This window comes from Clostridium pascui, assembly GCF_016908015.1.
GTDB classification, from domain to species: Bacteria; Bacillota; Clostridia; order Clostridiales; family Clostridiaceae; genus Clostridium_AK; species Clostridium_AK pascui.
In genome coordinates this window covers 24,139-42,170 of record NZ_JAFBDB010000013.1, presented here as the reverse complement: position 1 = coordinate 42,170, position 18,032 = coordinate 24,139, and the positions used below count along the sequence as shown (strand labels likewise).

The 18,032-nt window shown below is 31.7% G+C and carries 16 protein-coding genes, 1 rRNA gene and 1 riboswitch; of the genes, 4 read left to right on the top strand and 13 right to left on the bottom strand.

Going from position 1 to position 18,032, the window contains the following annotated elements; all coding sequences use genetic code 11:
* Window positions 1-517: 517 nt before the first annotated feature.
* The gene (gene pepF, locus JOC70_RS18665; RefSeq protein ID WP_204600376.1) at window positions 518-2,311 is read left to right on the top strand and encodes an oligoendopeptidase F; all 1,794 of its coding nucleotides are present in this window, start codon (window positions 518-520) and stop codon (window positions 2,309-2,311) included.
* A 104-nt stretch (window positions 2,312-2,415) separates the two neighbouring features.
* Here pepF and JOC70_RS18660 read toward each other — a convergent pair whose 3' ends face one another.
* From JOC70_RS18660 to JOC70_RS18630, 7 genes are all read right to left on the bottom strand, one after another.
* Entirely contained in the window at window positions 2,416-2,559 is a 144-nt protein-coding gene (locus tag JOC70_RS18660; protein WP_186429794.1) for a hypothetical protein, read from the bottom strand.
* A gap of 152 nt (window positions 2,560-2,711) precedes the next feature.
* Window positions 2,712-2,828: ribosomal RNA gene (rrf, locus tag JOC70_RS18655) — 5S ribosomal RNA — on the bottom strand.
* A gap of 48 nt (window positions 2,829-2,876) precedes the next feature.
* Complete coding sequence (locus tag JOC70_RS18650) at window positions 2,877-3,179, bottom strand: AzlD domain-containing protein (RefSeq protein WP_204600375.1); 303 nt, start codon at window positions 3,177-3,179, stop codon at window positions 2,877-2,879.
* On the bottom strand, window positions 3,172-3,897 hold the full coding sequence (locus JOC70_RS18645; protein ID WP_481128510.1) for an AzlC family ABC transporter permease: 726 nt from the start codon (window positions 3,895-3,897) through the stop codon (window positions 3,172-3,174). The genes JOC70_RS18650 and JOC70_RS18645 overlap by 8 nt, the downstream gene beginning before the upstream one ends.
* A gap of 130 nt (window positions 3,898-4,027) precedes the next feature.
* Window positions 4,028-4,786, bottom strand: a complete 759-nt coding sequence (locus tag JOC70_RS18640) for a GGDEF domain-containing protein (protein WP_204600373.1) — start codon at window positions 4,784-4,786, stop codon at window positions 4,028-4,030.
* A gap of 339 nt (window positions 4,787-5,125) precedes the next feature.
* Window positions 5,126-6,124, bottom strand: coding sequence for an inorganic phosphate transporter (locus JOC70_RS18635; protein ID WP_204600372.1), 999 nt, complete (start codon window positions 6,122-6,124; stop codon window positions 5,126-5,128).
* Window positions 6,125-6,135: 11 nt separating this feature from the next.
* Entirely contained in the window at window positions 6,136-6,759 is a 624-nt protein-coding gene (locus JOC70_RS18630) for a DUF47 domain-containing protein (protein ID WP_204600371.1), read from the bottom strand.
* A 270-nt stretch (window positions 6,760-7,029) separates the two neighbouring features.
* A riboswitch (Lysine riboswitch) is annotated at window positions 7,030-7,203 on the top strand.
* A gap of 84 nt (window positions 7,204-7,287) precedes the next feature.
* On the opposite strand from JOC70_RS18630, the gene JOC70_RS18625 reads away from it, so the two are divergent.
* Window positions 7,288-8,565, top strand: coding sequence for an FAD-dependent oxidoreductase (locus JOC70_RS18625; protein WP_204600370.1), 1,278 nt, complete (start codon window positions 7,288-7,290; stop codon window positions 8,563-8,565).
* A gap of 41 nt (window positions 8,566-8,606) precedes the next feature.
* Window positions 8,607-9,977 carry a hypothetical protein gene (locus JOC70_RS18620; protein ID WP_204600369.1) on the top strand — a complete coding sequence of 457 codons (1,371 nt, stop codon included), beginning with the start codon at window positions 8,607-8,609 and terminating at the stop codon, window positions 9,975-9,977.
* Window positions 9,978-10,079: 102 nt separating this feature from the next.
* On the opposite strand, the gene JOC70_RS18615 is transcribed toward JOC70_RS18620, so the two are convergent.
* Together JOC70_RS18615 and JOC70_RS18610 are read right to left on the bottom strand one after the other, a co-directional pair.
* Window positions 10,080-11,246: a MerR family transcriptional regulator gene (locus JOC70_RS18615; protein ID WP_204600377.1), complete on the bottom strand. Its 1,167-nt coding sequence runs from the start codon at window positions 11,244-11,246 to the stop codon at window positions 10,080-10,082.
* A 203-nt stretch (window positions 11,247-11,449) separates the two neighbouring features.
* Complete coding sequence (locus JOC70_RS18610; protein ID WP_204600368.1) at window positions 11,450-12,355, bottom strand: LysR family transcriptional regulator; 906 nt, start codon at window positions 12,353-12,355, stop codon at window positions 11,450-11,452.
* 129 nt (window positions 12,356-12,484) lie between these two features.
* Between JOC70_RS18610 and JOC70_RS18605 the strand changes: the two genes are divergently transcribed.
* Window positions 12,485-13,675, top strand: a complete 1,191-nt coding sequence (locus JOC70_RS18605) for a coenzyme F420-0:L-glutamate ligase (protein WP_204600367.1) — start codon at window positions 12,485-12,487, stop codon at window positions 13,673-13,675.
* Between the two features lie 67 nt (window positions 13,676-13,742).
* Here the strand turns inward: JOC70_RS18605 and JOC70_RS18600 are convergent, their stop codons facing one another.
* The 4 genes from JOC70_RS18600 to JOC70_RS18585 form a co-directional block, all read right to left on the bottom strand.
* Complete coding sequence (locus JOC70_RS18600) at window positions 13,743-14,849, bottom strand: sensor histidine kinase (RefSeq protein ID WP_204600366.1); 1,107 nt, start codon at window positions 14,847-14,849, stop codon at window positions 13,743-13,745.
* On the bottom strand, window positions 14,839-15,531 hold the full coding sequence (locus JOC70_RS18595; RefSeq protein ID WP_204600365.1) for a response regulator transcription factor: 693 nt from the start codon (window positions 15,529-15,531) through the stop codon (window positions 14,839-14,841). The genes JOC70_RS18600 and JOC70_RS18595 overlap by 11 nt, the downstream gene beginning before the upstream one ends.
* A 20-nt stretch (window positions 15,532-15,551) precedes the next feature.
* Complete coding sequence (locus JOC70_RS18590) at window positions 15,552-16,286, bottom strand: M15 family metallopeptidase (RefSeq protein ID WP_204600364.1); 735 nt, start codon at window positions 16,284-16,286, stop codon at window positions 15,552-15,554.
* Window positions 16,287-16,410: 124 nt separating this feature from the next.
* Complete coding sequence (locus tag JOC70_RS18585) at window positions 16,411-17,640, bottom strand: MFS transporter (RefSeq protein ID WP_204600363.1); 1,230 nt, start codon at window positions 17,638-17,640, stop codon at window positions 16,411-16,413.
* Window positions 17,641-18,032 lie beyond the last annotated feature (392 nt).

Genomic DNA, 18,032 nt, shown 5'->3' with positions numbered 1-18,032 from the left:
CTAGTAATTTGTTCCCAAATACTATTGAAAGTTTAAATATTTTTGCTGTTTGAAACAGCTTTGTTATATTAACACACAATCTAAAACTTAGTCAACTAGTAATTTTTACTTAATAATTTTTACTTAATAACTTTTATTTATTAATTTTCATTTTACTAATTATTTTGTTCTAATTTGTTTTACTGTTTCTTGCTTGCCGCTGACTCCAGCGACGAAGACTATCTTACCACGGGTTAATCTATATACAATTATCAATAATTGTCCTTAATTAAACTTATCAATATCATTCTTTCTTATTCGACATTTTCCTTTAGGTTTCACATATTGATACGCCAGATAAAGTTTGTAGCATTTATAATGTTATCTTAGTTCCTTTTCCATTGCTCACCGTCCTAATAGATAGCTTTCATCACTGTTTTTTCATATATTTATAGATTTTACGTGTAAAAATTTAGTTAATTTGCTATAATTACCATAATAGTTGGGATAATAAAAATAGAGAGGTGAGATGTTTATTATGTCAGAAATTAAAAAGGTAAAAAGAAGAGAAGAAATCCTTGAGGCTGATAGATGGGGTATAGAAAAAATTTATAAAAACAAGGAAGAATGGGAAAAAGACTTTTTAAAGCTAAAGAATGAGGCTTTAAAATTAAAGAATTTTCAAGGAAAACTTAATGATTCAAAGGAGCTTTTAAACTTCTTAAAGCTTGATGAAGAAATATCAAGAATAGCTGATAAATTATTTATTTATGCTAGTTTAAAATCAGATGAAGATACTAGCAATAATACTAATCAGTCATTAAAAAATAAGATGCAATCTTATGCTGCAGAGCTGTCAGCTATGGAATCATTTTTTGTGCCAGAAATTTTATCCTATGAAGAAGGTACCATAGAAAAGGCTATAGAAGAAAATTCAGAGCTTAAGATATATGAGCTTATGCTAAAAAGGCTACTAAAGAAAAAGCCTCATACCTTAAGCAAGGAAGTTGAAGAGGTTATGGCTTCTGTATCTGATGCATTAAATGCTCCTTCAAATATCTTTAGAATGCTTACCAATGCAGATATGACTTTCCCTGCCATCAAGGATGAAGACGGCAATGAAGTGGAGCTTACAGAAGGAAACTACGGAATATTCATTAAATCCAAAAATAGAAGAGTTAGAGAAGAAGCTTTTAAAACTTTATTTGGTACTTATGAACATTTTAAAAATACCATAGCTTCTTCCCTTACCTCTTCCATAAAGAATTTTTCATTTGTAGCAAAGACAAGAAATTATAAAAGTTCCCTAGAGGCATCATTGAAGCCTAATGATATACAACTAGAGGTTTATGATAATGCTATAAAAACTATAAATGATAACTTAGACAGCCTTCATAGATATGTTAGAATCAAAAAGAAGCTTCTTGGCCTTGATGAAATTCATATGTATGATTTATATGTACCTATAATTGATGCTCCAAAATCTCATATAGAGTTTGATGAAGCCGTAAATATAGTAAAGACAGCTCTACAGCCTTTAGGAGAGGAATATATAACAATATTTGATGAAGGTATCAAAAATAGATGGATAGATATATATGAAAACAAGGGAAAGAGAAAGGGAGCTTATTCTTGGGGAAGCTATGATACTATGCCTTATGTTTTATTAAATTATAACCATGAGCTTAATGATGTATCAACTTTTGCCCATGAAATGGGTCACTCTATTCACTCTTATTATTCAAAAAAAGAGCAACCTTATATATACGCTGATTATACCCTGTTCTGTGCAGAGGTAGCGTCTACTGTAAATGAAAACTTACTTATTAATTATCTTATAAAAAATGAAAAAGATGAAAAGAAAAAACTATATCTTATAAATACTCAACTGGAACAAATTAGAACCACTGTGTTTAGGCAAATAATGTTTGCTGAATTTGAAAAAATAACTCATGAAAAGATTGATGCAGGTGAACCTTTAACCAGTGAGGATTTATGTAACATTTATCATGAGATAAATGTTCGATATTTTGGAGAAGATATGATTATTGATAAGGAAATCGATATGGAATGGGCAAGAATACCTCATTTTTATAATGATTTTTATGTATATCAATATGCTACAGGTTATTCTGCTGCAAATTCCTTCGTAAAATCTATCTTAGAAAATGGTAAAGGTTCTGTAGAAAAGTATAAAGGATTTTTAAAGAGCGGAGGTTCTGATTATCCTATAAATATCTTAAAAAAGGCAGGAGTAGATATGGCTTCCCCAAAACCTATTAAAGATACTATAGCTAGATTTAATGAACTTCTGGATATGCTAGATAAATAGTAAATAAAAAATTCCACGGCCTTTTAGCTACGGAATTTTTTATCTAGGTTTACATCATAAATCTTCTTACTAAATCCACTTTCTTATTTGTATAAGGAACCTATTTATTTAGGCTCCTTCTTATTTTCTAAAGTATTTTTTATTTTATTTCTAACCTCAGGATTTTTATAAATCTCTGCCCCTACTTCCATCATGTTATTTTGTAGAGCAGCCATTCTAAGCTGAGCTCCAGTTAGTTTTTTACTCATAAACATACACTATCCTTTCAAAGTTAAGGTGTTATTAGATATAGTATGTATCACAGGCTTATATTTTATGTTTTTAAATATTTATCTTAATGACTTGCTTTAATTATACAAAAAATAAAAAATCCGTAGAGTAACTTCTACGGATTAAAATTACCTGGGAACGACCTACTCTCCCACCGGGCCTCCCTGGCAGTACCATTGGCGCTTTGAAGCTTAACCTTCGTGTTCGGAATAGGTATGGGTGTTACTTTCAATCCATAATCACCAGATGTTCTAGCTCTTAAAATCTTCGATTTTCTAGATGAAATTATAACCTACTAAAAAAACACATCGCAAAAATATACAACTAAAACTGCACTCATAGCAACTTTTAATAATCCTTTTTCATAGTATGCTAAGACAAGTGCAACTATAGTACCAATTATTGAAAAATATACGTTTGAAGTAGAATATAATATACTTGGAAAGGTCATTGCCCCTAACACCGCAAATGGTACATAATATAAGAAAGATTTAAATAGTTTTGACTGTATTTTTTTCTTAAAAATTGCTATAGGAAAAACTCTTATAAGATATGTAACAACTGCCATTACTAGCACCGAAATTAATACTTTATTCAAGTTCATCATCCTCTCTTGGAAATAGTACTGCTCCTGTAGTTGCTGCTATAATAGTGGCAATAATAATACTCCATCCCCCAGATATTTTATTTATGTATGGTACCCATTTAAATAATGAGCTTATAAAAATTGCTACAATTACAACCACTAAAGCTGATTTTGATTTTTTTGCTGCTGGAACGATAAGTGCTAAAAACATTGCATATAATGCTATTCCCAGAGAACTTTGCAGGGATTTAGGCAGCATGGAAGTTGTTACCGCTCCCAGTACAGTGCCTATTGCCCATCCAAAGTAAGGACATGTAATAAGTCCCATCATATATGGAAAGCTAATTTCTTCTTTCTCTAAAGAAGCCACCGTAAAAGTTTCATCTGTTATACCAAAAGCCATAATACATCTTTGAAGTAATGGCATCTGAGATATTATCTTCTGAGAAAGTGATAATGACATTAGCATGTATCTAATGTTTATTACAAATGTGGTTAATGTAATTTCAAAAATTGAGGCATTAGCTATTATCAAAGCTGTTCCTGCAAATTGCCCAGCTGATGTAAGATTTGTTAATGATATTAAAATGGCAATCCAAATTGGCATTCCACCATTAACCGCCATCATTCCAAATGTAAATGAGACAGGAATATATCCTACTGCAATAGGTATACCCTTACTAATTCCTTTACGGAATTCATATATACTTCCCTTTTTATCATAAATAATTTCATCTTCTGTCTGAGTGTATAAATTGTTCAAAACTTCACCTTCTTGTCTAAATTGTGTCTACTCTAACTTAAAATCATTTTCAGCTTACAGATGCTTTGGATTTAATGAAATATTTTACATAAGTATCTTAACCATGCTTTCTTTTGCTTGCTTTATCACTATACATTCTTATATCGGCAACTTTTATTAAATCTTCAAGAGTATCTCCGTCACTTGGAAATAATGAATACCCTATGCTTAGTCCTGTGTTCTTTTCAGAAAAAATTTGATAAACTAAACTTTGTATTGTAAACACAGCTTGTTCAATTTGATTTATATCTTGATATTCTCCAATTATAATAAATTCGTCTCCTCCAATTCTTCCTACATATCCTTTTTCCCCTATAGCATCTGTCATAATTTTAGCAGTACTTACAATATACTTATCTCCTTGTACATGTCCATATTTATCATTAATTTTTTTCATTCCATCAAGATCACAAATAATAACATAAAAAGGATTGTTTGATTTGCAAACCCTTTTATATACTTTATCAATTCCTTTTCTGTTAAATATATTTGTCATAGGATCTTTTAAAGCTAATTCTTCAAACTTTTCTATAACTTTCTTTGTATAGTTGGTCCATAGTATTACACCTGATATATAAATAACAGTTCCTAATGTAAAACATGTTCTCATAAATATATAGGTAAATTTGCTTCCTATTATAGAAAAAACCATATCAATAAATGTAGCAATTGTAAATAGTAGCAATCCTAAAAATAATATAATAAATGTATGAGTTCTTAATTCCCATTTTCGTCTTGTAAAGTGTAGTAATCTTATCATATAAAAAAGAAGCGTTACAACGGATATAAATACAATTATTTTTTTGATGTCACACATAAAAATACCCCCCGTATGTGCATCATAATATCACATCCAAAGTATAATCAATTTGTATATCCTTCTATTTGATTTTATTATATAGCTTTCTCATAAATATTGCCCCCTTTAATACTACTTTTATCTTTTTAATTTACCATAATATTACTAGGAATTCAAACTTATTATATCCTTTATTTTCTAACTGTTGAGAATAATAGTATACTGCTTATATTAAATTTACATATAAAAAGCATCTGCAATATGATATGTTTCCATGAAAGGAATATATCATATTGCAGATGCTTTTTATTCATAATATAAATCAAGTTTCAAATAAATTCTCTGAATATAAAATTTTTATACAAATATTTTCATAATCATATATATAACTGCAGCTAATGCCGCTGATATTGGAAGTGTAATGAACCATGTTATTATCATTCTTTTTCCTGTATCCCATTTTACTGCTCTTACTCTATAAGATGTACCTACTCCCATTATGGAAGATGATATAACATGGGTTGTACTAACTGGCAGACCAATTTTAGATGCCCCAAATATTACTAAGGCTGATGATAAATCTGCTGCTACACCGTTAACAGGTTTAATTTTCATAATTTGTGTTCCAACGGTTTTAATTATTCTCCATCCTCCAACGGAAGTTCCCAGTGCCATTGCTGTAGCACAGGCTAACTGTACCCAAAAAGGAATATCTCCAGATTTTATAAAATTGTTGCTTACAAGTGCCATTGTTATTATTCCCATGGATTTTTGAGCATCATTTGTACCATGAGCAAAAGCCTGAATTGCTGCTGTAATGGCCTGAACCCTTCTAAATCCTATATTGGTTCTAGAAAGATTTAGGTTTTTAAATACGTTCTTAAAAATAGTAAACACAATATATCCTACTACAAAAGCAAGTATTGGTGATACTATCAGTGACTTAATTATTGATGTAAATCCTTTAAAGTTTATGGAGTTCACCCCAGCTGCTGCTATAGCTGCACCTGCAATTGAGCCTATAAGTGCGTGGGATGAACTACTTGGTATTCCAAAATACCATGTAATAAGATTCCAAGCTATAGCAGAAACAAGTGCCGCAAGTATAACTACTGATCCGTTTGCTATAGAGTCCAAGTTTACTATATCCTTTGCAATGGTCTTTGCAACTCCAGTGAAGGCTATAGCTCCTATAAAATTCATTAATGATGCCATTATAATTGCACGTCTTGGACTTAATGCCTTTGTGGATACAGCTGTTGCAATTGCATTTGCAGTATCATGGAAACCATTAATAAAGTCAAAGGCTAATGCAAGAACAACGGTTAAACCGATTATAATATATGCTGTACTCATCTTATTTCTCCTTACGCATTCTTCATTACTACTGTCTCAAGGGCTTTACTAACTTTTTTGCATTCATCAGCAGTATTTTCAAGAAGTTCATATATCTCCTTATATTGAATGAGTTTAATTGCATCTTTTTCTTTTTGGAAAAGCTCTTTTATTGCCTTTCTTTCAAGAATATCACATTTTTGTTCAAATTCTTTTATCTTAACTGAATGTTGTCTAATCTCTGTAAGTTTTTTGTGTGAAAGCAATTCCACAGCGTTATGTATTTCAATTATGCATTTGTTTAATAGCTCACTAAATTCAATCATATAATCATGTATTTGATATATGTTAAACATATAAAAGCGAGCTGCACAATGTTCAAGACCATCAAGAACTTTGTCCATGTGAACTGCAAGTTCTAGAGCATCTTCACGCTCAATTGGAGTAATAAAGCTATTATTTAACTCCTTTATTATTTCATCAACTATACTATCACCCTTATGTTCATAGTCTTTCATTTGCTTTTGAAATTCATCCAAATGCTTTTCTTCCTTTATCTTAAAATCAACAAAATACTGTCCTCCTTCTTTTAAGTTGGCAGAACTGTCTAAAAGCATTAAAAATAGTTTATCTTTCTTTCCTTTGTTGAAATTCATGATTGTTTCTCCCTTCCCTGTACTATATAAAATAATAGGCCATAAATATTTTATCACTTTTTGTCGTAATTTTAAACATTAAAATAACAAAGATGTAACATAAAATTAACACCCTATTCATATTTTATTGAAATTTCTTTACTACTTCCAAGACTGATAGCATCACTTATCTTTCAACCTCCTTGCAAATTCCAACTTTCACCAGGAATCTGACCCCAAAAATGTATTGCATGTTTATTCACACCATGTTATAATTATCACAATTTAATACGAGTAGATAGAGGTGGGCCTGACAAGAGTAAATAAGATGAGGTATGAGAGATATCGTTGATTCTTATTGAAAGGGGATGGCCCCGAAGGGTGAATTTTCTCTTAAGTTCATACCTGGTTTACGTATTAACAGTACGTGGACTGTCACCTATTTGGTGGAGAGCTATCGTTTTGTGAGTGTATATTGTTTTTTTGTCGAACAAGGCGATTGGTTATCCAATTGCCTTTTTTATTTTTAGCATTATTAAGGAGGAAATTATGAAAAAGATTGTTGTAGTTGGAGGCGGATGGGCTGGTTGTGCAGCAGCCATTAGTGCAAGAAAAGCAGGTGCAGAGGTAACAGTTTTAGAAAGAACAGATATGCTTCTTGGCACAGGACTTGTTGGTGGTATTATGAGAAACAATGGTAGATATACTGCTACGGAAGAAATTATAGCAATGGGCGGTGGCGATTTATTTGAAATATGTGATAAATGCTCAAGGCATACTAATATAGAATTCCCTGGTCACAAACATGCAAATCTTTATGATATTGCCAAAACTCATGGGGAAGTTTTAAAGCACATGATAAACCTAGGAATAAAGGTAGTATTTAAAGCTAGAATAACTAAGCTTCACCTTGCTCATGAACGCATATTAGATGTTCAAGATGAAAATGGTAATGTATTTGAGGCAGATGTATTTATCGATACAACTGGTACAGCAGGACCAATGAATAATTGCTCAAAGTATGGTAATGGATGTGCAATGTGTATATTACGTTGTCCAAGCTTTGGCGGAAGAGTAAGTATCGCAGGCCTTGCTAATATAAAAGAATCTATGGGTAAAAAAGCTGATGGATCCATCGGAGCTATGAGCGGTTCTTGTAAACTTTATAAAGAATCACTTTCAGAGGAAATTCAAAAGACCCTTAATGAAGAAGGCGTAGCAGTTATACCTCTTCCTAAGGAGCTTATTGAAGATCATCTTGATGTTAAGGCTTGTCAGCAATATGCCCTTCCTCAGTTTAAAGATAATATAATTCTTTTAGATACTGGTCATGCAAAGCTTATGACACCATATTATGATCTTGAAACATTAAGAAAGATACCTGGTTTTGAAAATGCCAGATATGAGGATCCTTATACTGGTGGAAAAGGCAACTCTATGAGATACTTTGCAATGGCTCCAAGAGATAATTATCTAAAGGTTGAAGGAGCAGAAAACTTATTCTGCGCTGGAGAAAAAGCAGGTCTTTTAGTTGGACATACTGAAGCAATTGTAACAGGAACTCTTGCAGGCCTTAATAGTGTAAGACATTCTCTAGGAATTGAATTACTTGAACTACCTGACTGCCTTGCTACTGGAAATGCTATTTCCTATGTTAAAGAAAAAATGTCTACACCTGAAGGAATGTCAAAGAAATATACATTCTCAGGATCAGTGTATTTTGAAAGAATGAAAGAACTTGGTATATATATAACAGATTCCGCTGAAATAACTAAAAGAGTTGAAGAATGCGGCGTTAAAGATATATTTGCTGTTAAATTATGCTAATAAATCGTATAAATAATCATAAATCAAAGGAGTAATTAATTATGATCTCATTGGGGCTACTTCACTATATTTATATTGCTATGGTTTTAGTAATCATCATAACCATGGCATTCAAGAAAGATACAGTACTTCCTTGCATAATAGGGCTATTTATAATAGGATATGTTTCTTCCGGAAGCATGGTTAAGTCTGTACAAGTTATATTTAACTCTCTTATTGCTTCAGGAAAAGAATTTTGGAGCATAATCACTATTATATCTCTCGTTGTTGCAATGTCCAGGGCTCTTCGTGATATAGGGGCAGATGAACTTATGATGAGCCCTATAAAAAAACTTATGATAAATAAAAATGTTGCCTTTTGGAGTTTAGGAGTTGTAATGACAGTTGTTTCTTTAATTATATGGCCTTCACCTGCTGTGGCGCTGGTTGGTGCAATAATGCTTCCAGCTGCTCTAAAGGTTGGACTTCCTGCAGTTTGGGCCGCTTCTGCCATGAATTTATTTGGACATGGCATTGCATTATCTGGGGACTATTTTATTCAAGGAGCACCTGCTATAACTGCAAAGGCAGCAGGTTTTGAAGATTCCAGTGCTGTAATTAGTGCAAGTATACCTCTTTGGATAACCATGACTGTAGTTACAGTGGGAACTGCATTTTTTATGATGAGAAGAGATGCTAAAAACTTTTCTGAGATAGCAGCTACCACTGAGGTTAGTGTAAATATTGATTTAAAGGCTTCTTTTGGTACAACCTTTGTAGCATTTGCTACTCCATTAGCCTTTTTACTTGATGCTTACTTAATGTTTAAGTATCAATTCCGCGGGGGAGATGCCACTGCTCTTGTTGGTGGTACTGCAGTTATCATAATGTCAATGGTGGCAGTAATTGAACATAAACTTTCAAATTCTTTTGAAAAGGTTACTGATTACATAAGAGATGGATTTATGTTTGGAATAAAAATATTTGCTCCAGTAGTTGTAATAGGTGCTTTCTTCTTTCTTGGAAGTGAAGGAATGGCAAAGGAAGTACTAGGGCCCAATGCTACAGGTCTTTTAACAGATATAGGTACATATCTTGCAAATAAAGCACCGCTTTCTAAGTTTCCTGTTATTTTAATACAAGCGCTTATAGGCGGCATTACAGGGCTAGATGGCTCTGGTTTTTCCGGTCTTCCACTAGTAGGCTCTTTAGCTCAAACCTTTTCAGAGGCTGTAAGCATAAACAAAGAAGGACTTGCAGCTCTTGGACAAATATCTACTGTATGGGTAGGTGGAGGAACAATAATCCCTTGGGGGGTTATTCCTGTAGCTGCAATATGTGGTGTTGAACCTCTAGATCTAGTGAGAAAAAATATGATACCTGTAATGGTAGGATTTGCTGCAACTATTATTGTTGCAATGATTATACTATAATAAATAGTGATTAAAGGAAGCATATTATAAATGCTTCCTTTTCTATATACTCATTAATTTGTTCATAGGAACTGCCCATTTTTTCTTCATCAGATTTTCAATTTATTGCTTATTATTCCCAGAATAAAATTTTAGGGCCTCCCCGATAAATTTAGATGCACCACTTCCATATTTCTTGTCAATTACTTCTATATACGCAGGCCTTGACAAATAAAAATCCGCCATATATTCCCAGTAATTATCTCCCGCATCTACTTTCAAGGCTTCATTAATTTTTTTAGTGCTATCTGCAATTTCTTGAATAATTTGTTGAATCTCTCTTGAGGAAGTATCCTTAGTTAAGTCAGATGTAAGCTTTTCATATAGTGTATTTATTTTAGGCTTCTTATCTTTCAAATAATTTTTTAGGGCTTCTCCAATAAATTTAGATGCACCTTTTCCATACTTCTTATCAACTTCTTCTATCCACTCAGGAAATACTAAGTGAAGTTGTACTATACTATCCCAATAATAATCTCCCATGTCAGTTTTAAAAGCTTCATAATCTTTTTTAGCTATATTAGTTATTTCACTAGCAATTTGTTGAATCTCCTCTGAATAAGGATCTTTTTTTAAATCAAATGCAAGTTTTTTATATAGTTCTTTTAATTTAGGATGCTTATCATAAAGAAGATCCTTTTTAAACTTATCAACTTGCTCTGCTTTAGTTATTAGAATATCATTATTTAAATTTTTCTTTACGGCTTCAGCATATTTTTTTATACTTCCATACTGCTTTATAGCATCTTCAGCAATTTCATCTTTCTTAACTTTAACTTTTTCAATAAACTCATCAAATTTATCTACACTTCCCCACTGCTTAATTACTCTATCCTCGTGTTCTATTTTAAATTCTTCCAATACATTAAAATATTCACTCATATCAAATTCTTTAAAACTCATTTCATTTTCTCCCTTTAATGTTCTATTTATAAGCTCTATTAAACCATTCAATCTTTTGCATTTTAACATAAGCAGCCTTTTTTGATTTTTTAGTGCCTGTATTTTATCAAAATATGGACTTGACATTATGCCTTTAACATCTTTTAAAGGGATATCAAGTTCTTTAAAAAATAAAATTTGCTGCAAGGTTTTAAGGGCTTCATCATCATAAAGTCTATATCCTGCCTCTGTAATTTCGCTTGGTTTTAATAATCCAATTTCATCGTAGTAATGTAGTGTGCGCACACTTATTCCTGTTAAGTCCGAAACCTGTTTTACTGTTCTCATTTCTACACCTCGAAATTTGATTTTAGAGCTTCCAATATCATCTAACTCTCCGCCGGCTGTGAGTTTTTGTAATATAGGCATGCCCTACATATATATATTGCACTATCACGCAGCGTTAGAGTCAATACTTTTTTAAACAGAGAAAGGACTGTCTCAAAGTAAAAGATACGAAAAACATAAACAAATATATTACATAATATATCTCACTTGCCACTTGCCATGTGGGTGGCACTTTCTAGTATCTCCAAAAACTTTTTTGAAGCTGGAGAAAGAGATGCATTTTTTGAAAAACAAACTCCTATACTTCTTTTAGGTATTTCTTCAACTGTTTCAACTTCATATAAAACACCACTTTTTAAATATTCCTGTGAAAACTCTTTAATAACGCAAGCTAATCCTAAATTTATTTTTGCAAATTCTAATAATAAATCATGAGATCCAAGTTCAATTTCCGAGGAAATTTCAATGCCCTTTGATAGTATATACTTTTCTACATATCTTCTTGAATTTGATTTATTGTCAAGTAATATCAATGGTAATTTTGATAACTCCTCAAAACTTAAAGGCATGGACAGTGTATCCTTGAACTTATCTCCACAAACAAAAACGTCCTGTACATCCATGCATTTTTTTGTTACTAAAGAAGGATCTTCAATTGGGAAATTGCATATTGCAATATCAATTTCTCCTGACTTGAGCATTGCACAAAGTTCTAAAGTTGTTCTATTTACAATCTTTAGCTTGATGCTCGGATAGTCACTATGAAATTTATCTAAAAAGGTTGGCAGGAAGTATCGTGAAATAGCATCCCCCACCCCTATTTTTAACTCCCCCAGCATTATATTTTTAGATTCTAATAATTTTTCTTCCCCTATATTAATTAAATTTATAGCAGAATTTGCGTACTCAAATAGAAGTTTTCCCTCATTAGTTAGAACTACTCCTTTAGGTGTTCTTGTAAAGAGCCGTACCTCAAGCCCTTCTTCCAGCTGCATAATTGCTTGGCTTACAGCAGGTTGAGTCATGTACAGTGCCTTTGCCCCTTTAGAAAAGCTTTCACACTTTGCTACTTCACAAAAGACCTTATATAAATCTAATTTACTTATCATATAACTTCTCCTTATACAGCACATTATATATATTTATTTTACTTATATCACAAATGTGTTGTATAGTACAAGTATGAGTGTTAAATAATAATTTTTATATAAATACAGAAAATTTAAGGAGAAATGAAAATGGAAAGAATTGTTGGAACTGTAGTTAGAGGTCTTCGTGCCCCAATCATCAAAACAGGAGACGATATTGCAGAAATAGTTGTAAACACTGTATTAAAGGCTTCAGAAGTAGAAGGCTATTCTATTAATGATAAGGATATTGTTACTGTAACAGAATCAATAGTAGCTCGTGCTCAAGGAAACTATGCAACTATTGATAACATTGCTCAGGATGTAAAAGCAAAGTTTGGTGACGAAACAATAGGCGTAATATTCCCAATTTTAAGCCGTAACCGTTTTGCTATCTGCCTTCGTGGTATTGCAAAGGGAGCTAAAAAAATCGTTTTAATGCTTAGCTATCCATCTGATGAAGTAGGTAATCACTTAGTAGATATAGACGAGCTTGATGAAAAAGGAGTTAATCCTTGGACAGATGTTTTAACTGAAGAAGAATTCCGTGGTCATTTTGGATATAAAAAACATACTTTCACTGGTGTTGATTACATTGATTATTATAAATCTTTAATCGAAGAGTACGGTACTGAGTGTGAAGTTATCTTTTCAAACAACCCAAAAACTATTTTAAATTACACAAAAAATGTTCTTACTTGCGATATTCACTCAAGATTTAGAACTAAAAAGATATTAAAAGCAAATGGTGGAGATAAGATTTACAGCCTAGACAACATTTTATCAGCATCAATAGATGGCAGTGGTTATAACGACGCTTATGGTCTTTTAGGTTCAAATAAATCAACAGAAGAAAGCGTTAAACTTTTCCCACGTAACTGTCAGCCTATAGTTGATAAAATACAAGCAGTACTTAAAGAAAAGACAGGTAAAACTGTAGAAGTTATGGTTTATGGTGATGGAGCTTTCAAAGATCCAGTAGGTAAGATTTGGGAACTTGCTGACCCTGTTGTATCACCAGCTTATACATCAGGACTTGAAGGTACACCTAGCGAAGTTAAATTAAAATACCTTGCTGATAATAACTTTGCTCACTTACAAGGAGAAGAACTTAAAAAAGCTATTTCAGAATATATTATAAATAAAGAATCAGATCTTGTTGGTAACATGGTATCCCAGGGTACTACACCAAGACAGCTTACTGATCTTATAGGATCACTTTCTGACTTAACTTCAGGAAGCGGAGATAAAGGTACTCCAATAATATTCATCCAAGGTTACTTTGATAATTATACAAAATAATATAAAGTGCCACCCACGTGGCAAGTGGCAAGTCGGTGACATTTGCCACTTGCCATGTGGGTGGCACTTAATTTTTCACTGGCAATCTAACTTCAAATATGGTTCTATTATCATCGCTATAAGCAGCTATGCTTCCTTGATGCAGCTCTATAATATTTTTTGTTATAGCTAGACCTAGCCCAGATCCACCTATATCCCTATTTCTTGATTTTTCCACTCTATAAAATCTATCAAATATATATGGTAAATCTATCGATGATATTGATTGGCCATAGTTTATAACTTGGACTACTGCTATTTTCCCTTGAAGTTTTGTTGTTATATCCACATAATGACCATCTTGACCATACTTAATCGCGTTTGACATCAGGTTTTCAAATGCTCTAACTAATTTTCTTCCATCTGCATTTACTATTAGCTTATCCTCTGAAAAATTAATTCTCGAGTCCATATTTGCATTCTTAAATTGATACTCAAAATAAGCAACTACCTGCCCTAATAATTCCACAAGATTAATATCATCCTTATCTAAATTAATAGTGTTATTTTGCATTTTAGTAAGTTCAAACAAATCATTTATAAGCAAATTTAAATCCTTTGCCTTTTGATATGCAATATTCGCATAATACCTTAATCTTAGTTCATCTGTATATTTATCTGTATCAATGATTTCTAGATATCCTATTATTGATGTTAATGGAGTTCTTAAATCATGAGAAACATTGGTTATTAAATCATTCTTAGTTTGCTGCGCTCTTCTTTCTTCAATTGTTATGTCTTTGAGCTGCCTTGATATATCATTTATATTATTCATTAAATTTTTGATATCGCCTTTTGCCTTAACTTTTATCAACCTATCTAAATCCCCTTTAGCCATTATTTCAGTTTGATCCATAATAGCTGCAAGGCTCTTATTTTTTCTATAGGTTATAAGCAAGTAAAACATAATAAAAAAGGATATTGTAATAATTGTATAAATCCTGCCTCCAAAGATTTCATCTCTGAGGATACGCCAAAGCTTAAAAAAATAATTAATAAGTTGAATCTTAGTATTTATATATAAATAAACCAATATTTTATTACCTACAATCAGTGTCATATATGTTAATAATAAAGCCAATGCTATATCCCATAATGATAATATCCAATGTTTATACAATCTTTTATTTTTCAATTTTATATCCAACTCCCCATACAGTGTGAATTATCTTATTTCCTTCCAAATGCTGTTCAATTTTATCTCTAATTCTGCTCATATGCACCATAACAGTATTATTAGATTGGTAGTATCTTTCTTTCCAAACTTTTTCAAAGATTTCTTCCGCACTAAAAACTCTTCCCCTATTTGTGGCTAATAAATATAAAATTTCAAATTCTCTTGCTGTTAAATCTACTTCATTATCCTCCACTGTTACCTTGTGCTTACTCCTATCTATAACCATTGACTCAATTCTTAGTACTTCATCTGAAACCTGCATTTTAGTATTTAAAAAATACGCTCTTCTGAGTAATGCTCTTATTCTAACTGTAAGTTCTAATTGATTAAAGGGCTTGCATACATAATCATCTGCACCAGTCATAATGCCCTGTATCTTATCCATGTCCTCTGCCTTTGCACTTAACATAAGAATTGGAATGCTGTACTTTTCTCTTGCCCTTCTGCAAACTTCCAGTCCATCCATACCTGGCATCATTATATCTAAAACTATTAAGTGTACTTCTTCCCTATCTAATATTTCTAAAGCTTCTTCCCCACAGCTTGCCTTAAAAACACTATATCCTTCATTTATAAGATTTATTTCTAGCAGATTTCTTATTTCCTTTTCATCATCTACTACAAGAATATTATTGTTCATGTACTCCTCCAAATATATAATTATTTGCCTAAGTATTCCTCTAATGTAATTCCATTATCATAAATATACTTAGCAGCTTCTTTCCCAACATATCTAATATGCCAAGGTTCATATTCTATACCTGTTATATTTTTCTTTCCATAAGGATATCTTATAATAAAACCAAACTTATAGCAATTTTCTGCAAGCCAATCTGCTTCCTTTGTTCCCTTTACAAAGTATTTATCTTTATTAGTGATATCAATGCATAATCCTGTTTGATGCTCACTAAATCCAGGCTTTGCCACATATGCATCTGCAAGTTTCTTCCCTTCTGATTTCACCCTGCTGCTATACGTACTCTTTTGTGATTTATATGATCTATAGCCTGAATTCCCAAGTAATATTACACCTTCCTCTTTTGCTGTATTAACTAAATCTTCTAGAGGTTTTACAATAATTCCTGCTACATGCTTTTCTTCCTGATTTACTCCACTAGTAAATGATATATTGGGCACAGTTAACTTTTTAGGTTTATAATCTTTATCTAACCCATATTCTCCATTTACCAGCGTTAGTTCCGTACTTACATTAACATTATTCCCATTTGCCGCTTTATCTTCTTCATTTAAAAAACTATATTTTTTATTTAAGTAGGTTTGACTTTTTTTAATGTTTATGCCGCTTAATTCTATCCCTGCATCCTCTGTCATATACCAAAATCCACATGTTATCATAATAATAAATATCAAAATCTTTCTTAGTCCATTTTTCATATTTTTACTTCCCTTCTAATGTGATAATTTTATTTTAGAAGGGAAACTTTACAACACTTATAAAAATTCCTTAAGAAATCTTAAGTTTTATAAAATCTTAGAGCATGTAAATGGATTCATTAAATTATTTTATACGCTTTTTATCCATTATCATTGCAATGGCATATAGCACCAACACCGGTGTTAACAATAATGAAGTACTTGCTATACCAATACTTACAGAAATTTTTGTAGCTATTACTCCTATAATTGGTCCACCTAAAATTTGCCCTAAAGCATTTATTTGTCCATTTATAGAAAGCACAGTGGCTCTTGCACTGTCATCTATATGACTATTTAACCATGCATTAAATATAGGCTCATTTATAGTTCTAAACATATTTGTTGTTAAATAAGCTATTAGCATTAAACTAAAGTTTCTTGTAAGTGCAAATACTAACATAAAGAATATATAAAATATATTTGTAGCTAATAATACTTTCCCACTTTGAAACTTGTCTCTTTCTTCTAGATTCTTTGCTATAAACTGCATTACTATAGCACTTAATATCATTCCTGTAATTCCAAAAATACCAAACCAAGTTACTGGTTGAAGACTTCCAATCTTAGGAAGGGTAGTATCCTGAAGAAAATGCGCACTGGAAAGTCTATCATAACCTTCGCTGGATAAACCGTAAAATAAAGTTGCAGAAAGTAACATCATTATTATAAGCTTACTTTTTATAAACTTAAGACCAGCTTTAAGTGTGTATCCCATCTTTTTGAAGGTATTTAAATCTTCAGGAGCAGATGGATTAAAATTGTTTTCTGGCATATACAATGCTAAAAACAATGCAAACATTATAAATAAACATCCACTAAATATAATTGGCAGTCTAATAGATAAATTCCCTATTATTGTACTTAATATTATTCCTATAACTGTACCAATTTGTCCTGCCTGTGCTCCTCTTATATATATTTGATCTAAGTCTTTAGCTTTTTCTTCTTCAGCAATCCATGCCTCAACAGCTCCACTAACAAATGTAGAACCTAAGCCCCATACTATTTGTGCTGCTAGTACAAAAACAAAACTAGAAATAGAACCTTCTAAAATAAATCCTAACCCTGTCAAAGCTGTACCAATAATAATAGATAATTTACGGCTGTATATATCCGCAACTATACCTGTAGGAATCTCAAATAAAAAACACGCCGCTTCTAAAGTAGTTCCCACAAGTATAAGTTGAAGCGGGTTCAAATGCACCTTTTCAATGTGGTACAATATCATAACTGTCGCACCCATTGAAAAGCACATTGCTGTAATAGCGGAAAATAACAAATAAATTTTATATGCTGAAAGTTTCTTAATCATTAATTATTCACCATCCTTATATTTATTAAAAAGTTTGTTTATATCCTTTAATGTAAATATTTTAGATATATAAATCATCATAGTAATCTCCTCAAATAAAAAAAAGCCGCAAACGAACACAAATTCACTTACAGCCTCTTAATTATATAAACCAAATATAAACATGGACTTAAAACTTTAATTTATACAGGTTATTACTAGGATATATAAATTAAAATTTCATAATCATATCTATAAATGCAGCAAAAATAGGCATAAAAATACCGTGTTTAGAACACGGCTTTCCTATTATGCAAATAAGGTGTAACATGCTCATTATAATAATCATTATTTTAGAAGTACATAAATAAACATGGTAGCAATCAATATTTTAATAATTACTTCCACTACAA

Bases quoted from the DNA above. Each gene is read 5' to 3' on its own strand.
- JOC70_RS18630 (WP_204600371.1), bottom strand. From the start codon at position 6,759: ATGAATTTCAACAAAGGAAAGAAAGATAAACTATTTTTAATGCTTTTA.
- JOC70_RS18615 (WP_204600377.1), bottom strand. From the start codon at position 11,246: ATGAGAACAGTAAAACAGGTTTCGGACTTAACAGGAATAAGTGTGCGC.
- JOC70_RS18660 (WP_186429794.1), bottom strand. From the start codon at position 2,559: ATGAGTAAAAAACTAACTGGAGCTCAGCTTAGAATGGCTGCTCTACAA.
- JOC70_RS18605 (WP_204600367.1), top strand. From the start codon at position 12,485: ATGGAAAGAATTGTTGGAACTGTAGTTAGAGGTCTTCGTGCCCCAATC.
- JOC70_RS18620 (WP_204600369.1), top strand. From the start codon at position 8,607: ATGATCTCATTGGGGCTACTTCACTATATTTATATTGCTATGGTTTTA.
- JOC70_RS18585 (WP_204600363.1), bottom strand. From the start codon at position 17,640: ATGATTAAGAAACTTTCAGCATATAAAATTTATTTGTTATTTTCCGCT.
- JOC70_RS18590 (WP_204600364.1), bottom strand. From the start codon at position 16,286: ATGAAAAATGGACTAAGAAAGATTTTGATATTTATTATTATGATAACA.
- JOC70_RS18595 (WP_204600365.1), bottom strand. From the start codon at position 15,531: ATGAACAATAATATTCTTGTAGTAGATGATGAAAAGGAAATAAGAAAT.
- JOC70_RS18625 (WP_204600370.1), top strand. From the start codon at position 7,288: ATGAAAAAGATTGTTGTAGTTGGAGGCGGATGGGCTGGTTGTGCAGCA.
- JOC70_RS18640 (WP_204600373.1), bottom strand. From the start codon at position 4,786: ATGTGTGACATCAAAAAAATAATTGTATTTATATCCGTTGTAACGCTT.
- JOC70_RS18610 (WP_204600368.1), bottom strand. From the start codon at position 12,355: ATGATAAGTAAATTAGATTTATATAAGGTCTTTTGTGAAGTAGCAAAG.
- JOC70_RS18635 (WP_204600372.1), bottom strand. From the start codon at position 6,124: ATGAGTACAGCATATATTATAATCGGTTTAACCGTTGTTCTTGCATTA.
- pepF (WP_204600376.1), top strand. From the start codon at position 518: ATGTCAGAAATTAAAAAGGTAAAAAGAAGAGAAGAAATCCTTGAGGCT.